Genomic DNA, 21204 nt, shown 5'->3' with positions numbered 1-21204 from the left:
TCGCCCCGAACGGGCCGCAACCTTGGCCGGATTGTTCGCGGTACGACATCGGTCCGTGACCGGGCCGGGCCCCTGCCGGGCGGCCGGGTGAGGGCTACCCTGCGGGGGTGACGGACAGCCCGCTGACTCCCCCGAGCCCTCCTGGCCCCTCCTCCGCCGGCCCTCCGCCGCCGCCCGCCGAGCCGCGGTCGCGCCGGCGCGACCGGCACGGTCGGGGCATGCGGGGTCCGGTGGCGCCCCCTCAGGTTCCGCTGGCGGCGAGCCGCTCGGAGCTCTTCGGCGACCTGGTCCGGGATTCGGTGGAGCGGCTGGAGCGGCGGTGGCCGCAGCTGGCCGAGGTGGAGTTCGTGGTCGCGGACGTGCCGGGGCCGCCGGGCGGCCCGGAGGGCGGCTGGAACGACGAGGCCGTGCCGCTCGGCGGCCTGACGGAGGCGGCCGAGGGCCGGCCGGCCCGGGTGGTGGTGTTCCGGCGGCCGGTGGAGATCCGCGCGAAGTCGCGGGACGAGCGGGCGCTGCTGGTCCACGAGGTCGTGGTGGAACAGGTGGCGGACCTGCTGGGGCTCTCCCCGGAGATCGTGGACCCGCGCTACGGCCAGGACTGACTTCCCGGGACTCCCCGGACTCCCCGGACCTACCGCATGAGGACCGTCAGGTCTTGCGACGGCTTCGGTACCGCCACCGTCGAGCGGTCGTCCGACAGGGGCTGGACGGTGAACATCGGGATGCCGTCCTGCGGCAGGGTCAGGGTCCGGGAGGCGTACACCGGGCCACCGGACAGGGTCTCGACCGTCAGGGCGTACGTCCCCTTGGCGCCGGTCGGGGCGGGGGCCGGCGAGAGGGCCTGGGTGGTGCCCGCCTTGACGGTGAGTTCCCGGACGGCCGGCTGGCCGCCCTCGGTGCCGGGTGAGGCCGTGACGCGCACCTTCGCGTCGGCGCCGACCGCCGTGAGGGCCAGGACGGTCGCCTTGTCGTCGGTGCGGTTGTCCGCGGCCGTCGCCCGCGCGCCGACCGGGGAGGTCGCCGGGAGGAAGCCCAGCTCCTGCTTCGTACCGCTGCCGCGCACCACCCGTACCGCCGCGACGACCGGTACGGGCTTCTTCGGGTCCGCGGGGGTCAGCAGCAGCGAGCCCGCCTCGCCGCGGGTCAGGTCCTTGAGGTCCACGCTCGCCGTCATGCCCGCCTTGACGTGCAGCTGCTCGTTGCCGGCCGGGGTGATGGCGCCGCCCGCTCCGGCGAGGCGCAGTTTCACGTCGGCGTCGTCCTCGCCGGGCGCGTAGGCGACCAGGCGTACGGAGGTGGCGTCGGCCGGGATGCCCGGCAGGACCAGGGATCCGGCCGGGTCGGCGGAGGCGGGCAGCCAGTCGGCGCCGACGCCGTCCTCGGAGATCTGCGCGGAGGCGCCGACCCGGCCCGAGCCGGTCGTGACGTGGGCGGTGACGTCGGCCACCTGGGTGTCGGGGACGAGGGGCGAAAGCAGGACGCGGGCGGAGGAGTGGGGGTCGACCTTGAAGACGCGGTCGGGGGTGCCCGGCTTGTCCTTGAGCAGCCCGTCGGGGCCGTAGAGCTTGATGTCGACCTCGGCGACGGTGTCGTCGGGGTTGGTGAGGTGGAGGTAGTCCTGGCGGCCCTTGGCGGTGCTGACGCCGGGGAACCAGAAGTCGGTGCCGGGGGCGGTGCAGCCGACCCCGAGGAGGCCGCGGGCCTGGCCGACGGCGACCTTCGTGGTCTGCTGGGCGGTCCAGCCGGGTGCCAGGTTCCCGGCGGCGGTGCCGGTCAGGGCGGGTGCCTCGGCGCCCGAGGCGGTGGCGCCGACGGGCTTGCCGGGCTCCTTCGGTTCCAGGACGGTCTTGCCGTCCTTGGTCGAGAGCCGGGCCGAGCCCTTGCCGCCGGCCGTGCCGGGGGTGATCGAGGTGTACGTGGTCTCGGCGATGTCCGAGGAGCTGGGCGCGGGGCACACCAGTACGGACTGCTCCACCGGCAGCCGGGTCCCGGCCGTCCTCCCGCCGTCGGCGGGGGCGGCCGCCGGGGCGGTGAGGGAGGCGATGCCGGTGACGGCGGCCAGTGCCGCCGCGACGGCCGCCAGCGTGAGGGGGGCGCGCTGCTTCACTGCTGGGGGCTCCCGTCCGGACGCGGGTCGTGCTGTCCGTAGCTGTACGGCGGTTCCTGCTGTGGCTGTTGCTGCCGGTACGGGTCGTACGGCTGCTGGGGATACGGGTACGGCTCGGGGTACGGCTGCTGCTGTTGCTGTTCGTACGGGTAGGTCTGGTAGGCGTACGTCCCCTCCCCTGCCGCCGGGTCCCCGTAGCCCTGGCCGCCGTATCCCTCGGCGTACCCCTGGTCTGCGTACCCCTGGTCTCCGTACGCGGGCTGCGCCGGGATCTGTGCGTACGGGTCGGCGGCGACGGCGGCTTCGGCGGCTGCCGGTGCTTCCGCCTCGGCCTCGGCTCCGGCGCGCAGCCGGCGCGCGCGGCGGCCCTCGCCCGGGCCGGACTGCTCCGGGGCCGCGGCCGCCTCCTCCGGGAGGTCGTCGTCGAGCCGGGCCCGGCGGCCCGGGAGGGCCAGGACGAGGAGCAGCAGGGCGAGCAGGCCCTGCGCCCAGTGCCAGCCGTCCCGGGCGAGGGAGTCCTGGTAGGAGACGTCCAGGCGGCCGCCCGCGGCGGGCAGTTCGAAGCCCTGCGCCCAGCCGTCCAGGGTCTTGGGCTTGAGGGGCTTGCCGTCGAGGGTGGCCTGCCAGCCGGGGGCGGCCCGGTCGGCGATCCGCAGCATCCGGCCCTCGTCCCCGGCCGGGATCTTGGTGTGGGCCTCGACGGGTCCGGCCTCGACGGCGATGGGTGCCTGTCCCTGCTTGCCGGGGACGATGACGGCGCGGGCGAGGGCTCGTTCGACCTCCCAGACGGCGGTGCCGTCGTCCTGGCGGTTGGACTTGAGGCCGGGGGTGGCGTCGAGGACCTGCCGGAACTGCCGGGGGCCGTCGGGCGGCAGGACGATGTAGCGAATGGCGAAGCCGCCCAGCTGGGCGCTCTGGTCGGCGCCGGAGCCGGAGACCAGGCTGGACACCACCTTCGCGAGGCGGGGTTCGGCGCCCGCTTCGGCGAGGAGTTCGGCGTCGCCGAGCCGGGCGCCGGGGCCGCGGACCAGGGCGTAGGACACGGTGGCGGGCGAGCTGCCGCCGAGCACCAGGGTGCGGCTGCGGTTGCTGTCGTCGGCCTGGGCGGCGACGAAGGCGGGGAGCTGAACGGGGTCGCGCCGCCGCAGGGGTCCGTCGGCGCCGGAGATCATCCAGCTGGCGGCGCAGAGCAGGGGGCCGGCGGCGGCGGCGAGCGCGATGAGGGCGGCGAGCGGCTGGCGCCAGCCGAAGCTGCGGGCGGCCACCCGCTCCTTGGCGCCGTCCGCGCCGATCACGGCGGCCGCCAGCAGGGCGAGGCCGTACACGAGGGTGGCGGGGCCGGCCCAGGCGCTGCGGTTGAGCAGGACAGCGAGCAGCAGGGCGGCCAGGGCGGTGGTCCAGCCGGCGCGGACGGCGAACCGCCGGTCGGCGCGCAGCAGGGCGGCGAGGGCGGCGAGTACGACGCCGAAGAGCAGGGTGGCGCCGGGGGTGCCGGGGCCGCCGGGACCGGCGCCGAGCAGGTCGAGGGCGGTGGCGGAGCCGGATCCGTAGGGCAGGCCGGCCTCGCGCAGGAAGCGGTCGGGGTGCGTGAGCAGGCCCAGGGACCAGGGCGCGAGGGCGAGCAGCGGTACGGCGAGGACGGCGAGGAGTCTGAGCGCGTGCGCGGCGCGGCGGCCGGGGCGGGTGAGGAGTGCGGCGGCGCCGAGGACCGCGGCCAGCGGCCAGACGACGGGGGTGAAGGCCGTGGCCAGGGTCAGCAGGAGGGTGGTGGTCCACGCCGCGCGCCAGCCGCTGTCCGGGGAGCCGGCGGCCGCGCCGAGGCCGAAGGCGGTGACGGCGGAGCGGGCGATGAGCGGGAGCAGGGCGGCGAGGACGGCGGTGCCGAGCCGGCCGCCGGCGAGCGCTCCGGTGACGGCGGGCAGGAAGGCGTAGGCGACGGCGGCCCAGGCGCGCAGCAGCCGGGATTCGACGAGCGGGCGGGAGGCGAAGTAGGCGGTCAGTCCGGCGAGGGGCACCGAGCAGACGAGCAGCAGGGTGAGGGCGGCCTGGGCGGAGCCGAACAGCACGGTGGCGACGGCACCGAGGACGGCGAGGTAGGGCGGGGCGCCGACGGTGGTCCCGGCGGCGACGGGCTGCCAGTCGGAGGTGTAGGCGCGCCACAGGTCCAGGCCCCGGTCGGGGGCGGGCAGCAGGGCGCCGCCCATGAGGGAGCCGCCGAAGAGCAGGGCGCGGCAGGCGATGACGGAGACGAGCAGCAGGAGGGCGAACAGGACGGGGGCGGGTTTGCGGGCGATCCGCTTGAGCCGCCCGAACTGTTCGGTCTCCAGGTAGTCGGCGTCTTCGGCTCCCGGCTCCAGGGGGCCGGCGGCGCCGTGCCGGCTGGCCCCGCCGGTGTCGCTGCCGCCGTCCGCGCCGAAGTACCCGGCGAGCTGTTCGGTGTTGGCGCGCAGGGTGGAGCCCGGCGGCGGGAAGAGGGGGCGCAGTTCGGCGGCGGGGACGGCCGGGTGGCGGCGGGCCTTGCGGGCGGCGAGGATCCGGCCGGGGCGGAGCAGGGTGGCGAGCAGGCCGGTGAACTCGTCGACGGCCTGGCCGGGGGCCTTGCCGATGAGGTAGCCGAGGGTGCGCAGCAGGGTGCCGACGACGAGCCGCAGGAGTACGTAGGGCAGGGCGCGGCCGGAGGAGTTGGCCAGCACGGTGTAGACGGCGCCGGCCTTGTCGACGCGGTGGGGGCTGACGGCGGAGCGGCCGGCGCAGTCAACGGTGCGGCGCTCGCGGGCGGCGGCCTCGGCGTGCCGCATGACGGCGTCGGGGGCGACGAGGACGGTGTGGCCGGCGCTGTGGGCGCGCCAGCAGAGGTCGACGTCGTCGCGCATGAGCGGGAGGCGGCGGTCGAAGCCGCCGAGGGCGTCGTAGACGTCGCGGCGCACGAGCATGCCGGCGGTGGAGACGGACAGCACGGGGCGGATCTGGTCGTGCTGGCCCTGGTCCTGTTCGCGCCGGTCCAGGCCGGTCCAGCGGCGGCCGCTGCGGGCGATGGTGACGCCGGCTTCGAGGAGCTGCTTCTTGTCGTACCAGCCGCGGAGTTTGGGGCCGATGACGGCGGCGTCGGGGTTCTCGTCGGCGACGCGCAGCAGTTCGGTGAGGGCGTCGGGTTCGGGGGCGCTGTCGTCGTGCAGCAGCCACAGCCACTGGACGGGTTCGCCGTGGGGGAGTTCGGGGAGGTCGTAGGCGTCGTCCTGCCAGGTCCGGCTGACGGGGTCCCAGCCGCTGGGGCGCTTGAGGTACGGCAGGTCCTCGGGGGTCAGCACGCCCGCGGTGCGGGCGGCTTCGTCCACGGCGGTGCCGAAGCCGGTGCGGCGGGCGAGGTGGAGGACGTTGTCGGCGCCGAGGGCTTCGGCGAGCAGGCGGGCGCTGTCGTCGGAGCTGCCGGTGTCGGCGGCGACGTACCGCTGCGCGGGGCGTTCCTGGGCGAGGAGGCCGGCGAGGGTGCGGGGCAGCCAGCGGGCGCCGTCGTGGGCGACGAGGACGGCGGTGACGACGTGCCGGGGGAACTCGGGGGTGCCGGCCGCCTGCTGGGAGGCCGTCGGGCTGCTGTGCAGGGACATCGCGGTACGGGCCCTCCGACCGTGGGGTTCCCCCGGGACGGGTCCTGGGGGAGGTCCGGGGGTGGTGTGCCCTCGGAGGCTGCTGGACAGCGCCACACTAACGGCTCGGAACGCACCGGTCCGCCTCCTGCGGGGAAGGTGCGGGAGGCGGACCGTTGGCTTGGTTCGCTGTGCGGTTGGGTGTGTCCGTCCGTGCCGGGAGCAGGGTCAGACCGCTGCCTTTTTCAGCCGGCGGCGCTCGCGCTCGGAGAGGCCGCCCCAGATGCCGAATCGCTCGTCGTTGGCGAGGGCGTACTCAAGGCATTCGGAGCGGACCTCGCAGGCGAGGCAGACCTTCTTGGCTTCGCGGGTGGAGCCGCCCTTCTCGGGAAAGAAGGATTCGGGGTCGGTCTGGGCGCACAGAGCGCGCTCCTGCCATCCGAGCTCCTCGTCCGCCTCCTCGACCAGCAGTTCCTGAAACAGCTCGGTCATGTGCGCCCCTCGCTCTGTCTGTGCGTCCCCGTGGTGTTGCCGTTACTGATCGCTACGTAACGACACGAGTGAAATTACAAGTGCGTGGCTCCGGCGCAGTCAAGCCGGGGTCTGCTATTGGGCCCCTTATTCACTCTGCGGAACCAAGCGAATGCATTAAGTGTTCATATCGCCAAAAATCGTGACACATGCCACAGGTGCCCCGAAGCTCCCGCCCCCACCCCTTGCCCACGCGTCACTCGGGGGCGTGGTTGCGATCCGGCCGAAGATGCGGTGCGGATCACATTCCGGTCACGAGTGACGGGATGAGGTTTGAGGTCGGCCGGAAGGGCCATACCCAGCGCCACATGCCCTGGTCGGGACTGCACAAACCTTTCTCCGCACGCAGTAACCGGATGAGGTGAATCTTTTCGACCATTGCGGACATTGGGTTGACAGTCCGGCCCCCGGCCCGTTCTCCTTGTACGCATGTCAGCGCCCGCAGCCGCCACCCGGACCCCCATTCGTGGGTTCCTGTGCGCTGCCCAGGTTCGCTGTCGCTGTTGCAGCTGTTGATGCGCCAGGAGCCCCGGCTCCTCCGAGCAACCGGCTATCCCCCCAGCGACCGCCAGCACGACTGACATCCGTCGAGGACTCCCCCGATGAACAGCACCCCCCGGACCAGCGCTCTGAACACCGGCGCCACGAAGACCGCCGCCGCGCAGACCGCCGCCCCCGCCGTGGTCGAGAGCGACCTCCAGATCGCCGGCGACATCCTCTCCGTACCGCACCTGCTCCAGCCCGCCCGCGAACACCCGGTCACCGTCGCCGAGTTCGTGGGCCTCGCCCGCTCCATCGCCGCGGACCGCGCCCAGTGGCAGCACCTGGTCCGGTACGACGCCACCACCCGCTGGTACCACCGCCTGCGCACCGGCCCCGGCTACGAGGTGTGGCTGCTCAGCTGGGTCCCCGGCCAGGGCAGCGGCCGGCACGACCACGGCCCCTCCGCCGGCGTCCTGACCGTGCTGGAGGGCGAGCTCACCGAGCACGGCCCGCGCGGCCCGCTCACCCTCGCCGCCGGCGCCCAGCGCGTCTTCGCCCCCGGGTACGCCCACGAGGTCGTCAACGACACCCTCGACGGCGCGGTCAGCCTGCACGTCTACTTCCCCGGCCTGACCGAGATGCCGATGCACGGCTGCTCCCCGGCCCGGCCCGAGACCCTCTCCGTCTGACCGGCCGCCTCCGGGCGGCGGGGGCCTGACAGACTGCGCTGCATGCGCATTGTTGTTCTGGCCGGCGGTATCGGCGGCGCCCGTTTCCTGCGCGGACTCAAGTCCGCCGTCCCCGAAGCGGACATCACGGTCATCGGCAACACCGGTGACGACATTCACCTGTTCGGGCTCAAGGTGTGCCCCGATCTGGACACGGTGATGTACACCCTCGGCGGTGGCATCAACGAGGACCAGGGCTGGGGCCGCACCGACGAGTCCTTCACCGTCAAGGAGGAACTCGCGGCGTACGGGGTCGGGCCCACCTGGTTCGGCCTCGGCGACCGCGACTTCGCGACCCACATCGTCCGTACCCAGATGCTCGGTGCGGGCTACCCGCTCAGCGCCGTCACCGAGGCCCTCTGCGACCGCTGGCAGCCCGGCGTACGGCTGCTGCCCATGTCCGACGACCGGGTCGAGACGCACGTCGCGCTGACCGATCCCGAGACCGGCGAGCGCAGGGTCGTCCACTTCCAGGAGTACTGGGTCCGCATGCGCGCCTCGGTCGACGCGGAGGCCGTGGTGCCGGTCGGCGCCGAGCAGGCCAAGCCCGCGCCCGGGGTGCTGGAGGCCATCGCCGCGGCCGACGTGATCCTCTTCCCGCCGTCCAACCCCGTCGTGTCGGTGGGCACCATCCTCGCCGTGCCCGGCATCCGGGAGGCCGTGGCCGCCGCCGGTGCGCCGGTCGTCGGCCTCTCCCCCATCGTCGGGGGCGCCCCCGTGCGCGGGATGGCGGACAAGGTGCTGGCCGCGGTCGGCGTCGAGTCCACCGCCGCCGCGGTCGCCCTGCACTACGGGACGGGGCTGCTGGACGGCTGGCTCGTCGACACCGCCGACGCGGACGCCGTGGCGGAGTTGGAGGCCGCCGGGATCAGCTGCCGCGCGGTGCCGCTGATGATGACCGACACCGCCGCCACGGCCGAGATGGCGCGGGCCGCGCTGGACCTGGCGGAGGCCTCCCGGTGACCGCCCCCTCGTACGAGGTGCGCGCCGTGCCCGGGATCCCGGAGGTGCGGCCCGGCGACGACCTCGCCCGGCTGATCGCCGCAGCGGCGCCCGGGCTGCAGGACGGCGACGTCCTGTTGGTCACCTCGAAGATCGTGTCCAAGGCGGAGGGCCGGATCGTCCGGGCCGGATCGCGCGAGGAGGCGATAGACGCCGAGACGGTACGGGTCGTCGCCCGCCGGGGCGCCCTGCGGATCGTCGAGGACCGGCGCGGACTGGTCATGGCGGCCGCCGGCGTGGACGCCTCGAACACCGAGCCCGGCACGGTGCTGCTGCTCCCCGAGAACCCGGACGCCTCGGCGGCCGCGATCCGGCAGGGGCTGCGGGAAGCACTCGCGGTGGACGTCGGCGTCATCGTGACGGACACCTTCGGCCGGCCCTGGCGCAGCGGGCTGACCGACGTGGCGATCGGCGCGGCCGGGGTGCGCGTACTGGACGACCTGCGGGGCGGCCGCGACGCGCACGGCAACCCGCTGAGCGCGACCGTCGTCGCCACGGCGGACGAACTCGCCGCGGCCGGTGACCTGGTCAAGGGCAAGGCGGCCGGGCTGCCGGTGGCCGTCGTACGCGGGCTGCCCCACCTGCTGGGCGAGGGCTCCTCGGCGGCCGACCTGGTCCGGGCGGCGGGCGAGGACCTGTTCCGGCTCGGCACCTCGGAGGCGGTACGGGAGGCCGTGACGCAGCGCCGTACGGTGCGGGCCTTCACGGACGCGCCGGTCGACCCGGGCGCGGTCCGCCGGGCGGTGGCGGCGGCGGTCACGGCCCCGGCGCCGCACCACACCACGCCGTGGCGGTTCGTGCTGCTGGAGTCGGCCGCGGCGCGGCTGGAACTGCTCGACGCGATGCGGGACGCGTGGGTCGAGGACCTGCGCCGGGACGGGAAGTCCGAGGAGTCCATCGCCAAGCGGGTGCGGCGCGGGGACGTGCTGCGGGGCGCCCCGTACCTGGTCGTGCCGTGCATGGTGACGGACGGGGCGCACGCCTACGGGCACGCGCGGCGGGACGCGGCCGAGCGCGAGATGTTCGTGGTCGCGATGGGCGCGGGCGTGCAGAACTTCCTGGTCGCGCTGGCCGGGGAGCAGCTGGGCTCGGCCTGGGTGTCCTCGACGATGTTCTGCCGGGACGTGGTGCGCAAGGTGCTGGCGCTGCCCGAGGGGTGGGACCCGATGGGGGCGGTGGCGGTGGGCCACCCGGCGGCGGCCCCGGCGGAGCGGCCGGCGCGGGAGGCGGAGGCGTTCATCGAGGTCCGCTGAACGGAGCCCCTAGAACTTGCCGATGTCCGTGCGGTACATGCGCGGGGCCCGGCGGGGCGGGGCGTGGCCGGCGAGGAGGATGAGGCGGGCGGCGCGGTGGCGTTGGCCCGCGTACGGGGCGAGGAGCTCCAGCATGACCGCGTCGTCGGCGTCCCGGTCCCCGGCGAGGGCGTAGCCGATGATGCCGGGCAGGTGGAGGTCGCCGGTGGTGACGGCGTCGGGGGCGCCGTTGCTGCGCTGGAGGGTCTCGGCGGAGGTCCAGGGGCCGATGCCGGGGACGGCCTCCAGACGGCGCGCGGCCGCGAGGGGTTCCATGGCCGCCGCCTCCTCCAGCCGGTTCGCGACGCGGGCGGCGCGCAGGATGGTGGCGGAGCGCTTCATGTCGACGCCGGCCTTGTGCCAGTCCCAGGAGGGGATCAGGGTCCAGGTCCGGGCGGAGGGCATCACGTACAGGTCCTGGCGCGGGCCGGGGGCGGGCTCGCCGTACTGGCGGACCAGACGGCGCCAGGCGCGGTAGGCCTCGTCGGCGGTGACCTTCTGCTCCAGCACGGTCGGGATGAGGGATTCCAGCACCAGACCGGTGCGGGTCAGGCGCAGGCCCGGGCGGCGGCGGTGGCTGGTGTGCACGAGGCGGTGGCGGGGGACGAAGGCGGCGGGGTCGTCGTCGGCGCCGAGCAGGGCGGGGAGGGTGTCGAGGGCCCAGGCCGCGCCGGGGCCCCAGGCCTCGGCGTGCACCTCGTGGGCGGCGGCGGACACGCGGAGGGTGGCGGGGCCGTCGGGGGTGCGGCTGGTCTTCCAGACGGAGCCGTCGGGGGTGGTGCGGAAGGTGGGGTCGGCGGGGCCGCGGCGGAGGGGGCCGAGGGTGAGGCCGAGGTCGACGGGGCCGGGCGGGGCCCAGGCCCGGCTCTGGGCGCCGGCTCCGGCGCGGCGGCCGGTGCCTGCGGGCACGCCGGTGCGGCCGCCGCGGGCTGCGGTGGGGGTGAGGGGTTCGAAGCGGCCGGCCACGGCCTGAGCCTATCCCGGGGCCGGACCCCCCGACCCCGGCCCGGGGCGGCACCCCGGCCGGGACGGGTGCGGCGCCGGGCCCCGACCCGGGACGGGTGCGGCGCCGGGACCCCGGCCGGGGCAGGCCCCGGGGGCCGGGTGCGGCGCCGGCGCGCGAGCGGCCCCGGCTGCGCCGGGCTTTCCGGCGCTCCGCCGGCGGAGCCGGGTCGTCAGCGGCCCTGGAGTTTGGCCGAGGTGGAGCGGGTGGAGGGGAGTTGGTCGTAGAGGAGGCGGCCCGGGCATTCGGTGGCGAAGCCGTCGCGGTGGCCCGAGATGACGTTCATCCGGACCTTGGTGCCCTTCTCGTACCGGTTGCCGCCGCCCGAGGTGAGGGTGGTCTTGGCGCGGGGGTCCGCGCCGAAGAGGCCGAGCTTCCACGCCGTGAGGCCGGCCACCGCCTTCACCGCCGCCGCCGGCGGGGCGGTGGAGGTGAAGGTGCCGATCACCGCGACGCCCATGCTGTTCGTGTTGAAGCCCATGGTGTGCGCGCCGAGCACCGGCTTGGCGACGCCGCCCGCCCGGCCCTCGTACACCGTGCCGCACTTGTCGACGGCGAAGTTGTAGCCGATGTCCCGCCACCCCTCGCTGAGCACGTGGTAGCGGTACAGGCTGCGCAGCACCGACGGGGCGTCCTTGCAGGCGTAGTTGTTGCCGGAGGCGGTGTGGTGGACGAAGGCCGCCTTCACGGTGCTCGTGTACACGAAGCCGGACTCGCGCAGGCTCTCGTCCGCGCCCCACCCCTTGCGGGTGACGATCCGGGGCCGCGGCCCGATGTAGGGGCGGGCGGCGGCGCTGAGGCTGCCGTCGCTCGCGGCGATCGCGTCGGCGGTGGAGTCGGCCTTGTTCAGCGCGGTGATCTCGTCGGCGCCGAGCGCGGCCAGCGGGACGTTCGCGGAAGAGGACTCCGCCATCTCCATGGTCATGCCGGGGGCCAGTTCCGCGTCGCCCTTGTCGTCGTCGCGGGGGGCCGCCGCGGCCCGGCCGGGGGTCCTGCCGGGGTTCTTGCCGTCCGCGGCCTCGGTACGGGTCTCGGTGCCGGGGTCGACCAGTTCGAGCCGCATGCCCGGGGGCAGCGGGGCGGGGGCCCGGGTGCCCGGTTCGGCCTGGACCCGGACCTCGACGCCGTCCGATTCGCCGACCCACAGCGGGGCGGTGCTGCCGCGGACGCGTCGGGTGCCGCGTTCGGCCGCGTCGGGATCGGCCGCGTGTTCGCCGTTGTGGGTGTCGACGTCCTGCCAGTCGGACCAGGCCGCCGTCCGGGTGGAGCGGGTACGGACCTGGACCCGGCCGAGGAGGCGGGTGTCGGCGTCGTCCCAGACGACGCCGACCAGCGAGAACCTCTTGACCGCGCGCGGGGTCAGGCCGCGGGTCTCGGGCAGGCCCGGGGCGGCGCTCATGCCGGGGACGCCGGGGGTGCGGTCCGCCGCCGGTCCCAGGGGGACCAGCGGCAGCGACTGGGTGGACCCGGCTGGGTTCACGGGGGCGGCCGCGCCTCGGGGCACGGCCGCCAGGGCCGGAGTGGTCAGCGCGAGCGGCATGGCCAGTGCGGCGGCCGTCGCGACGCCGATCGAGGAAGCAAGGAATCCACGCATGGAAAAGATGCTGGGCACGCGCTCCACGAACCGCCATCGGAGAACTGACGCCCCGTCCGCCGAAACCCGGATACCCCTCCCCTGTACGGGGTAGCCGCGGGCCGCCGGACGGCGGAGCGCGGCGCGTACGCTGTGCCGGGTGAACGCCACTGACCGCACCCCTGCCGACCTGCTGCGATCCGCGCTCGCCGCCGATCCGGGCCGCCCGCTCGTCACCTTCTACGACGACGCCACGGGCGAGCGCGTCGAATTGTCCGTCGCCACCTTCGCCAATTGGGTGGCCAAGACCGCCAACCTGCTCCAGGGCGACCTGGCCGCCGAGCCCGGGACCCGGCTCGCGCTGCTGCTGCCCGCGCACTGGCAGAGCGCGGTGTGGCTGCTCGCCTGCGCCTCCGTCGGGGTCGTCGCCGAGGTGGGCGGGGACCCGGCCGCGGCCGATGTGGTGGTGAGCGGGCCGGACGATCTGGCGCGGGCCGCCGCGTGTACCGGGGAGCGGGTGGCGCTCGCGCTGCGGCCGCTGGGCGGGCGCTTCCCGCAGCCGCCGGCCGGGTTCGCGGACTACGCGGTGGAGGTGCCGGGCCAGGGCGACCGGTTCGCGCCCTTCCAGCCGGTCGACGCGGACGCCCCCGGGCTGGTGGTCGGCGGCGAGGAGCTCTCGTACGCCCAGGTCGTCGCGCGCGCCCGCGAGGACGCGGCGCGGCGGGGCCTGGGCGAGGGCTCGCGGGTGCTGTCCGGGCTGGGCTACGACACCTGGGAAGGGCTCTCGGCGGGACTGTTCGCCGCGCTCGCCTCGGGCGGCTCGGTGGTGCTGTGCCGGAACCTGGACCGGCTGCCGGAGACCGGGCTGGCGCAGCGGGTGGAGAGCGAGCGGGTCACGCACACCGCCTGACCGCCCCGGCGGCCCCGTACCGCCCCCGCTTCCGCCATTTGTCACCCGCACGGCCCTTTACAAGGCCCCGCCCCCGGGCCGTCCCGGCCGCCCGGGGGCAGGATCGGCACAGGCCGCACCGACCCGTGCGGCCGGCCGGTACGGGTGAGGGGACGGTGCACGAGTGCGGGCCAGCACGGGTATACCAGGCGGTACCGGAGCGGCCGGAGGCCTTCCCGGGCCTCCGCGCGGCCGCCGGCGCCGGCTGCTGCGCTGGGTGGCGCTCGGGCTGGCCCTGCTGGTGCTCGCAGGGGCCGCCGCGGGCTGGTGGCTGTACCGGAAGCTGGAGGGCAACATCCGGGAGGACACCTCCGCCGCCGCCGAACTGGAGCGGTACGGGCGCGAGCGTCCGGCGCACCTCGCCGACGGCGCCCAGAACATCCTGATCATCGGATCGGACACCCGTTCGGGCAAGGACAACGCCGCCTACGGTCAGGACCAGGGCACGCAGCGCTCGGACACCGCGATCCTGCTGCACCTGCCGGCGGACCGGAAGAGCGCGACGGCCGTGTCGATACCGCGCGACCTGGTGACGGACATCCCGGGCTGCCTGACGGCGGACGGGAGCCGCACCGAGGAGCAACGGGCGCAGTTCAACTGGGCCTACCAGTGGGGCGGGGCCGCCTGCACGATCCGTACGGTGGAGAAGCTCTCCGGGATCAGGATCGACCACCACATGGTGCTGGACTTCGGCGGCTTCAAGAAGATGGTCGACGCGGTGGGCGGGGTCGAGATCTGCCTCAAGCAGCCGATGGACGACCCCGAGGCGAAGCTGCGGCTGCCGGCCGGCCGGCAGCTGCTGCACGGCGAGCAGGCGCTCGGTTTCGTACGTGCCCGTTACAGCCTGGGCGACGGCAGCGACACCGAACGGATGCAGCGCCAGCAGCAGTTCCTCGCCGCCCTGGTGCAGAAGGTACAGAGCAACGGGGTGCTGCTGAACCCGGGGCGGCTCTACCCGCTGCTGGACGCGGCGACGTCCTCGGTGACCACCGACCCGGCGCTGGCCTCGCTGCGCGGGCTGTACGAACTCGTGCGCGGGGTGCGGAACGTACCGACGGACCAGGTCCGGTTCCTCACGGTGCCGCGCCGGCCGTACGCCGCCGACCCGAACCGGGATGAACTGGTCGAACCGGACGCGACCCGGCTCTTCCTCCAACTGCGCGCCGATCAGCCGCTGACCGTCACCCCGCCCTCACCCACGGCCCAGCAGCCCCCGGCGGGGTCGTCCCCGACGGACGGGCCGCGGAGCGGCTTTCCGTGGCTCAGGGGAACCGGCGCGCCCCCCTCACCCGTCCCCACTTTCACCGGCACAACGGCGGACACCGCGGACTGCCGGTAAAGCAATCCAAAAAGCCCACGGTCCAACCGGGTCGGTTGGGCGTTTTGGCCTGTTATGCGGAGGGCGGGTTTTACCACCGCCATGGTTTGAGGTCGACATGGCCGGATAAGGTGAGCGATCCGGTGCCCAGGCCGCTAAGGACGCCGGGTACCAGCAGCCGGACGTTGACCGTGCGCCTTGGGGGAGGCGCGTCGCGAGGCACCGACGGAGGATTCGAGCAACCGTGGATGCGCAAAGCCGTGGGCGGGCGGACGAAATCGACCCCGCTGACCAGTGGGTTCTCAACCCCCGCACCGGCAACTACGAACTGCGACTGGGCAATTCCGCTGAGCAGCGGCCGTCCGTCGCCGCCCCCCGCAGAGCGCGCACTTCGCGTACCGCTCCCCCCACCACATCCCCCGCGGCCCCGGCGGTGCCGGGGCCGCGGCGTGGCGACGCGCCGCCCGGCGGCGGCGGGCGGCGGCCCGGGCGGTCCCGTAAGGGCGGCGGCGGGAAGCGGCCGTTCCGGGGCCGCAAGGCGCTGGTCATCGGCGGCGGGACCCTCGCGTTCGTGCTCGTCGCCGGCTCGTTGGGCGCGTACCTGTACTACGAGCACCTCAACAGCAACCTGAACGTCATCGACACCGGTTCCGCGGGCACGGGCGGCTTCAAGAAGGACCAGCCCATCAACATCCTGGTCATCGGCACCGACAAGCGCAGTGGCGAGGGCAACGAGGGCTACGGGGACGCGGGCAGCGTCGGCCACGCGGACACCACGATCCTGTTCCACGTCTCCAAGGACCGCAGCAACGCGACGGCGCTGTCCATCCCGCGCGACCTGATCACCACCATCCCGGTGTGCCCGACGAAGCAGCCCGACGGCTCCGTCAAGAACGTTCCCGGCCAGCACGCGGCCCGCTTCAACGAGAGCCTGGGCCAGGAAGGCCGCGACCCGGGCTGCACGATGCGCACGGTCCAGCAGATCACCGGCATCCAGGTCGACCACTTCATGATGGTCGACTTCAACGCGGTGAAGAACCTGAGCACGGCCGTCGGCGGGGTGCCGGTCTGCGTGGAGAAGGCCGTCCACGACAAGGACTCCAAACTCGACCTGCCGGCGGGCGAGAGCCGGCTGCAGGGCGAGCAGGCGCTGGCCTTCGTACGCACCCGGCACGCCTTCGGCAACGCGAGCGACCTGGACCGCATCAAGACGCAGCAGCAGTTCCTCGGCTCGATGCTGCGCGAGATGAAGTCCAAGGAGACGCTCACCAGTCCGAAGAAGTTCCTCTCCCTCGCCGAGGCGGCGACCAAGTCGCTCAGCGTGGACCAGGGAATAGGGTCCATCGGGCAGCTCACCGCGCTCGCGGGCGAGTTGAAGGGCATCAACCTCAAGAACATCACCTTCACGACGCTGCCGGTGCTCGACAACCCGAACGACCCCGAGGGCAAGCACATCACCGTCGTGCTGAACCCCTCGCAGGCCGACCCGCTGCTGCGGATGATCCGGGGCGACGTCTCGCTCACGGAGGTCGAGCAGAAGGAACAGGCGGCGAAGCAGGACGCCAAGAACAAGGAGGACGCGCAGCTCCAGGGCAACCGCGCGCCCGCGGGGGACGTACGGGTGAACGTCCTCAACGGCGGAGGACCCCCCGGGTCGGCCTCCACCACCTTGACCTGGCTGCAGAACACCAAGGGCGTGGGCAAGGCCAGCAACCTCGGGAACGCCCCCGTGAAGATCGACACCACGCAGCTGGAGTACGCGCCCAACCAGGCCGACCAGGCCCGGGCGCTGGCGGACATGATGGGGCTCGCCGGTTCGGCCCTCAAGGCGGGCCCGGCGGACGCCGCGCCCAGGACCCCGATGACACTGACGCTCGGCGCCGACTTCAAGGAACCGGGGGTCCCGATCTCGGGTCCCGCACCGCAGCAGGCGCCCGAAGGGGTGCAGCGGGTAGAGGCCGACAAGGCGATCTGCGCCAAGTGAGGGCGCCCGGGGCGCCCGGGGGGCGGCGCCCGGCCGCCCCGCTCGTCGACCGACCGGCGAATGACGGCCGGTAGCCGGTAGGACCGGCACCATACCGACCATTGTGATCTTGAGGGGGGACGCGTGAGGCACAGCAGCGTGCGTGGAGAGGGGGCGCCCGACCAGGCCACCGGCGACGGCATACCCGGTGGCGGTCGGGGCGCGACCGGCGTCGTGCCCCCACCGCGGTCGGGCTCCGCGGGGGCCCGGCCCCCCGGCGGCGGCGGACGGCCCGTCCGCAGGCGCCGCCGGCGCGCGCTGTTCTGGGTGGCCTCGGTCCTGGCGTTCCTGATCCTCGCGACGTCGGCGGCCGGGTACCTGTACTACCGGCACCTCGACGGCAACATCCGCAGCGGCCAGCGGCTGAGCGGTGACAGCGGTGTGGCCAAGTCCGAGGCGAACGCCAAGGGCCAGCGTCCGCTGAACATCCTGCTGATCGGCTCGGACAGCCGGAACAAGCCGGAGAACGTGGAACTCGGCGGCAGCCGGGACAGCATCGGGGCGCCCCCACTCGCCGACGTGCAGATGCTCCTGCACGTCTCGGCCGACCGGCGGAACGCCTCGGTGGTCAGCATCCCGCGCGACACCCGGGTGGACATACCCGAGTGCACGGACCCGAAGTCCGGCGAGAAGTTCAAGAAGACCAACGCGATGATCAACGAGTCCCTCGGCCGCGGGGGCCCCGGCTGCACCCTGGCCACCTGGGAGAAGCTGACCAACATCTACATCGACCACTGGATGATGATCGACTTCGCCGGGGTCGTGCAGATGGCGGACGCGATCGGCGGCGTCGACGTCTGCGTGAAGGACAACGTCTGGGACCGCCCCCTGCCCACCTCCAGCGGCGGCTCCGGCCTCAAGCTCAAGGCGGGCGTCACCAAGGTCAAGGGCGAGCAGGCGCTCCAGTGGCTGCGCACCCGGCACGCGTTCAGCAGCGACCTGGGCCGGGCGCAGGCCCAGCACATGTACATGAACTCGATGATGCGGGAGCTGAAGAGCCAGAACGCCTTCACCGACGTCGGCCGGATCACGGCCCTGGCGGAGGCGGGCACGAAGGCGCTGGAGGTGTCCGAGGAGATCGGCTCGGTCAAGAAGCTGTACAACCTGACGATGCAGCTCAAGGACGTACCGGTGAACCGCATCACGATGACGACGATGCCGACGTTCCAGGACCCCCGGGACCGGGACCGGCTGGTCGTGAACCCGGTCGACGCCGACAAGCTGTGGACGATGGTCCGTAAGGACGTGGCGTTCGACAAGAACGGCGATGCCCAGGCCTCCCCGAGCCCGCAGCCGAGCCAGCCGGCCGCCCAGCCCACCCCGGCCGCGCCGGGCGGGGACGCGTCGCAGCAGCCGGTCACCACCCCCGACAAGATCACCGTGCACGTGGTCAACGGCACGGCCGCCGGGATGCCGCTCGCGCCGCAGCGGGCCTCGGTGGTCGCGGGGGCGCTGGTCGGCAAGGGCTTCACCGGGGCGAAGGCGGACAGCGCGCTGATCCCGGAGAAGACCACCGTGGTCCGCTATCCGGGCACGGACCTGGCCGACGAGGCGCAGAGCGTCGCGGCGGCGCTCGGCATCCCGGCGAGTGCGGTGCAGCAGTCGGCCGACGTCTCCCGGATCACCCTGATCGTGGGCGCCGACTGGCGCGAGGGGACCGCGTACCCGCTGCAGGCTCCCCCGGCGGCCGGGTCGGTCCCGGACACGGCCGAGGCGATCAACGGCGCGGACGCGGGACAGTGCATGGACGTGTACAAGCCCTACCGGTGGTGAGCTGAGCCCCGAACGCGAAGGGGTGGCCCCGGTCCGCTGCGGACCGGGGCCACCCCTTCGCGTTCGGGCCGTTCGGCGGCTCAGACCCCCGACGGGGTGTCGCTCCGCACCGAGGGGCGGCGGCTGGCGATGACCTTGGCCGCCAGCGCGCGGGGGCTGGTCAGGAAGCCGAAGCCCCAGCACATGTGCATGGTCGCCAGGGCCACCGGGATCTGCGCCCGGGCCTTGAGGGAGAGCCCCTTGCCGGCCGGGACGGAGCCCGCGGTGATGGCCGCGAGGTAGCCGGCCGGGACGGCGAAGGCCCAGGGGGTCAGCACGGCGCCCGCCACCAGCCCGGCCGCGATGGCGCAGACGGCGGTCGGCGGGGCCAGGTAGCGCAGGTTGATCGAGCCCGAGTGGTAGCGCGCCACCACGTGGCGCCAGCGCCCGTAGTCCTTGTACTGCTTGGCGAGCGCCCGTACGGAGGGCCGCGGGCGGTACTGGACCTTCAGCTCGGGCGAGAACCAGATGAGCCCGCCGGCCTCGCGGATGCGGAAGTTCAGCTCCCAGTCCTGGGCGCGGATGAACTCCTCGTTGTAGCCGCCCTGCTGCTCCAGCGCTTCGCGGCGGAAGACGCCCAGGTAGACGGTCTCGGCCGGGCCGGCCTCGCCGCCGGTGTGGAAGGCCGCGTTGCCGACGCCGATCCTCGACGTCATCGCGGCGGCGACGGCGTCCTCCCAGGCGTTCTCGCCCTCGGCGTGCATGATGCCGCCGACGTTCTGCGCGCCGGTCTCCTCCAGGAGCCGGACGGCGGTGGCGATGTAGTTCGGGGAGAGCATGCCGTGGCCGTCGACGCGTACCACGATCGGGTGACGCGAGGCCTTGATGGCTGCGTTGAGGGCGGCCGGGGTGCGGCCGGTGGGGTTCGGGACGGTGTGGACGCGGGCTCGTTCGTTGGACGCGGTTTCGCGCACGAGCTCGGCGGCGATCTCGTCGGTGCGGTCCGTGGACGGCCCGAGTGCGATCACCACCTCCATCTCGCCTGCGTACTCCTGGCCGAGGATGTGCCGGACGGAGTCACGCAGGTGGCGCTCCTCGTTGAGTACCGGCATGATCACCGAGACTGCGGGCTGCTGGGCGGGCATGTGGTCCTTCACGGTCGGGTATCGGTGTCACGTTACCGCGTACGGGGGAACCGGGTGCGCGGCGGACGAGCGGTACGGACGGACGCCGGTCGTATGGGCCTACTGTTCTGACGATCAGCAAATCCCTCATGGCCGACATACCTGCCGACATCGGCGCATTCGTCCCTGCTGTTCCCCGCGGAGGTGTCCCCCGTGCCCCAGCCGCACCGTCCCACCCGTCCCGCCAGGCCACGGCCGCCCCGGCGCGCGCCGCACGGCGGTGGTGGCGGCGGCCCGGTCCGGCGCCCCGGGGTCAGGCCCCGCTGGGGGGTGCGGCTCGCGGGCGGCCTGGCGCTGGTGGTGCTCGCCTCCGGAGCCGTCGGGCACGCCGTGATGACCGGGCTGGACACCGGGATCGACCGGGTGGACCCGTTCAAGGACATGAAGAACCGCCCGCAGGCCGGGCACGGGATGAACTTCCTGCTCGTCGGCACGGACGGGCGCGACAAGATCACCCCGGAGGAGAAGCGGGAGTACCGCCTCGGCGGGGCGCCCTGCCACTGCACGGACACGATCATGCTGGTGCACCTGTCCGCCGACCGGGACCGGGCGAGCGTGATCAGCCTGCCCCGGGACAGCTACGCGGAGGTCCCCGCCCACCAGGACCAGAACACCGGCGAAGCGCACCAGCCGCACCCGATCAAACTGAACGCCGCGTACTCGGAAGGCGGCCCCGGCCTGACCGTGCGGACCGTGGAGAACATGACCCGGGTGAAGATCGACCACTACCTGGAGGTGGACTTCACCAGCTTCATGAAGACCGTCGACGCGGTGGGCGGCGTGGAGATCTGCACCGCCAAGACGATGCGCGACAGCTACACCGGCCTGGAGCTGCTGCCCGGCACCCACCGCCTCACGGGCGGCCAGGCCCTGCAGTACGTGCGCTCGCGCCATGTCGACGGGGCCGCGGACCTCGGCCGGATGCAGCGCCAGCAGCGGTTCGTCGCCGCTCTGATCAAGCAGGCCACCGGCAGCGGGGTGCTGCTGAACCCGGTGAAGTTCAAGCAGCTCAGCTCGACGCTGCTGGGCTCGGTGCGGGCCGACCGGGACTTCGGTTCGGAGCAGATGCTGGCGCTGGGCCAGGCGATGCGCGGCTTCACCCCGTCCTCCTCGGAGTTCGCCTCGGTGCCGGTCGGCGACACCTCGTACGAGGTCAAGGGGATCGGCTCGACCGTGAAGTGGGACGAGCCGAAGGCGGCCAAGCTCTTCGAGGCGCTCCGCGAGGACCGGCCCCTGGCCGGCGCCCCGACCGGGCAGCACCCCCCGGCCGACCGGCCCGGCAGTCGTCCCCCGGCGGCCGTCCCGGTCGACGTCCCGCCCGACCAGATCCGGGTCCAGGTGGAGAACGGCACCCGGATCGAGGGGCTCGGCGGCCGGGTGGACGCCGCGCTGCGCGCCACCGGCTTCGACACCACCGGCCGCCCGGGCGGCGCGGCCCGCCGGGACGTCAAGCGCACGGTGATCACCTACGACCCCCGCTGGGACCGCTCGGCGCGCACGGTGGCCACGGCCCTGCCGGGCAGCGAGCTGCGCGCCGTCCCGGGCCAGGGCCGCACGGTCCTGGTGACGGCGGGCACGGACTACAAGAAGGTCCTGCCGGTCCGCGAGGACGACCCCTACGAGGGCCCCTTCGCGGCGGCCACGGGAGACCAGGTGAACTGCGGCAAGTAGCGGC

Annotated in this window: 15 protein-coding genes; 9 read left to right on the top strand and 6 right to left on the bottom strand. The window is 74.0% G+C overall.

The genetic code is table 11. The features are described from left to right. The first annotated feature begins 107 nt into the window (after window positions 1-107). Entirely contained in the window at window positions 108-602 is a 495-nt protein-coding gene (locus ACZ4M3_RS26095) for a metallopeptidase family protein (RefSeq protein WP_467736522.1), read from the top strand. Between the two features lie 29 nt (window positions 603-631). On the opposite strand, the gene ACZ4M3_RS26090 is transcribed toward ACZ4M3_RS26095, so the two are convergent. The 3 genes from ACZ4M3_RS26090 to ACZ4M3_RS26080 all read right to left on the bottom strand — a co-directional run bounded on the left by ACZ4M3_RS26090 (window position 632) and on the right by ACZ4M3_RS26080 (window position 6183). Continuing rightward, window positions 632-2107: a DUF5719 family protein gene (locus ACZ4M3_RS26090; RefSeq protein ID WP_467736520.1), complete on the bottom strand. Its 1476-nt coding sequence runs from the start codon at window positions 2105-2107 to the stop codon at window positions 632-634. Further along, window positions 2104-5712, bottom strand: a complete 3609-nt coding sequence (locus ACZ4M3_RS26085) for a glycosyltransferase family 2 protein (protein ID WP_467736518.1) — start codon at window positions 5710-5712, stop codon at window positions 2104-2106. Before ACZ4M3_RS26085 ends, ACZ4M3_RS26090 begins: the two co-directional genes overlap by 4 nt. Window positions 5713-5919: 207 nt before the next feature. Further along, window positions 5920-6183, bottom strand: a complete 264-nt coding sequence (locus ACZ4M3_RS26080; RefSeq protein ID WP_003983763.1) for a WhiB family transcriptional regulator — start codon at window positions 6181-6183, stop codon at window positions 5920-5922. Between the two features lie 641 nt (window positions 6184-6824). Here ACZ4M3_RS26080 and ACZ4M3_RS26075 point away from each other — a divergent pair. Genes ACZ4M3_RS26075 through ACZ4M3_RS26065 form a run of 3 tightly spaced genes read left to right on the top strand, consistent with a single transcriptional unit; the run spans window position 6825 to window position 9688 of the window. Then, window positions 6825-7394, top strand: coding sequence for a cysteine dioxygenase (locus tag ACZ4M3_RS26075; RefSeq protein ID WP_467736516.1), 570 nt, complete (start codon window positions 6825-6827; stop codon window positions 7392-7394). Between the two features lie 42 nt (window positions 7395-7436). After that, window positions 7437-8396, top strand: coding sequence for a 2-phospho-L-lactate transferase (cofD, locus tag ACZ4M3_RS26070; RefSeq protein ID WP_467736515.1), 960 nt, complete (start codon window positions 7437-7439; stop codon window positions 8394-8396). Then, window positions 8393-9688 (top strand): coenzyme F420-0:L-glutamate ligase, encoded by a 1296-nt coding sequence (locus tag ACZ4M3_RS26065; protein ID WP_467736513.1) that lies wholly within the window; start codon window positions 8393-8395, stop codon window positions 9686-9688. The genes cofD and ACZ4M3_RS26065 overlap by 4 nt, the downstream gene beginning before the upstream one ends. Window positions 9689-9697: 9 nt before the next feature. On the opposite strand, the gene ACZ4M3_RS26060 is transcribed toward ACZ4M3_RS26065, so the two are convergent. After that, on the bottom strand, window positions 9698-10693 hold the full coding sequence (locus tag ACZ4M3_RS26060) for a DNA-3-methyladenine glycosylase family protein (RefSeq protein ID WP_467736511.1): 996 nt from the start codon (window positions 10691-10693) through the stop codon (window positions 9698-9700). 209 nt (window positions 10694-10902) lie between these two features. After that, on the bottom strand, window positions 10903-12324 hold the full coding sequence (locus ACZ4M3_RS26055; RefSeq protein WP_467736509.1) for a peptidoglycan recognition protein family protein: 1422 nt from the start codon (window positions 12322-12324) through the stop codon (window positions 10903-10905). A 139-nt stretch (window positions 12325-12463) separates the two neighbouring features. Here ACZ4M3_RS26055 and ACZ4M3_RS26050 point away from each other — a divergent pair, with 139 nt between their 5' ends. From ACZ4M3_RS26050 to ACZ4M3_RS26035, 4 genes are all read left to right on the top strand, one after another. Then, window positions 12464-13213, top strand: coding sequence for a TIGR03089 family protein (locus ACZ4M3_RS26050; RefSeq protein ID WP_467736507.1), 750 nt, complete (start codon window positions 12464-12466; stop codon window positions 13211-13213). A 163-nt stretch (window positions 13214-13376) separates the two neighbouring features. Further along, window positions 13377-14591 carry an LCP family protein gene (locus ACZ4M3_RS26045; protein WP_467736505.1) on the top strand — a complete coding sequence of 405 codons (1215 nt, stop codon included), beginning with the start codon at window positions 13377-13379 and terminating at the stop codon, window positions 14589-14591. A gap of 223 nt (window positions 14592-14814) precedes the next feature. Continuing rightward, entirely contained in the window at window positions 14815-16554 is a 1740-nt protein-coding gene (locus ACZ4M3_RS26040) for an LCP family protein (RefSeq protein ID WP_467736503.1), read from the top strand. Window positions 16555-16677: 123 nt separating this feature from the next. Then, the gene (locus tag ACZ4M3_RS26035) at window positions 16678-18366 is read left to right on the top strand and encodes an LCP family protein (RefSeq protein WP_467736501.1); all 1689 of its coding nucleotides are present in this window, start codon (window positions 16678-16680) and stop codon (window positions 18364-18366) included. Window positions 18367-18446: 80 nt separating this feature from the next. Here the strand turns inward: ACZ4M3_RS26035 and ACZ4M3_RS26030 are convergent, their stop codons facing one another. Beyond that, on the bottom strand, window positions 18447-19490 hold the full coding sequence (locus ACZ4M3_RS26030; protein ID WP_467736499.1) for a glycosyltransferase family 2 protein: 1044 nt from the start codon (window positions 19488-19490) through the stop codon (window positions 18447-18449). A 192-nt stretch (window positions 19491-19682) separates the two neighbouring features. On the opposite strand from ACZ4M3_RS26030, the gene ACZ4M3_RS26025 reads away from it, so the two are divergent. Continuing rightward, entirely contained in the window at window positions 19683-21200 is a 1518-nt protein-coding gene (locus tag ACZ4M3_RS26025) for an LCP family protein (RefSeq protein ID WP_467736497.1), read from the top strand. Window positions 21201-21204: the final 4 nt, after the last annotated feature.

The sequence above is a fragment of the Streptomyces sp. NPDC026522 genome (assembly GCF_055567555.1).
This window is presented reverse-complemented; position numbering and strand designations above follow the sequence as displayed.